This is a genomic window from Methylobacterium sp. CCH5-D2, from assembly GCF_001556475.1.
In the GTDB taxonomy this organism is placed as follows: Bacteria; Pseudomonadota; Alphaproteobacteria; order Rhizobiales; family Beijerinckiaceae; genus Methylobacterium; species Methylobacterium hispanicum.
On the sequence record NZ_LSIX01000543.1, the window covers coordinates 1 to 475 of the forward strand.

The 475-nt window shown below is 72.2% G+C and carries 1 protein-coding gene; it reads right to left on the bottom strand.

Features of this window, described 5'->3' with window-relative positions:
• On the bottom strand, window positions 1–475 hold a 475-nt coding region (locus tag AX737_RS13855; RefSeq protein ID WP_156453711.1), incomplete at both ends, for an HAD-IC family P-type ATPase.

Sequence of the window (475 nt, forward strand, 5' to 3'; positions counted from 1 at the left end):
GCCAGCGGGTGCTCGCTCGCCCGCTCGACGCTCGCCGCGAGGCGCAGCACCGTAGCCTCATCGAAGCTAGCTGAAGGCACGATCCGGGTGACCGCCGGCTTGCCCTCGGTCAGCGTGCCTGTCTTGTCGACCAGGAGGGTGCCCACCCGCTCCATGCGCTCCAGGGCCTCGGCGTTCTTGACCAGGACGCCGGCCCCGGCACCCCGTCCGACGCCGACCATGATGGACATCGGCGTGGCGAGCCCGAGCGCGCAGGGGCAGGCAATGATGAGCACCGCGACGGCGGCCAAGAGCGCGAAGGTGAAGCGCGGCTCCGGCCCGAAGACCATCCAGGCGAGGAACGCGAGGACCGCCACGCCGATGACGGCGGGCACGAACCAGCCGGCCACTTGGTCGGCGAGGCGCTGGATGGGTGCGCGCGAGCGCTGGGCCTCGGCCACCATCTGGACGATGCGGGCCAGCATGGTGTCGCGCC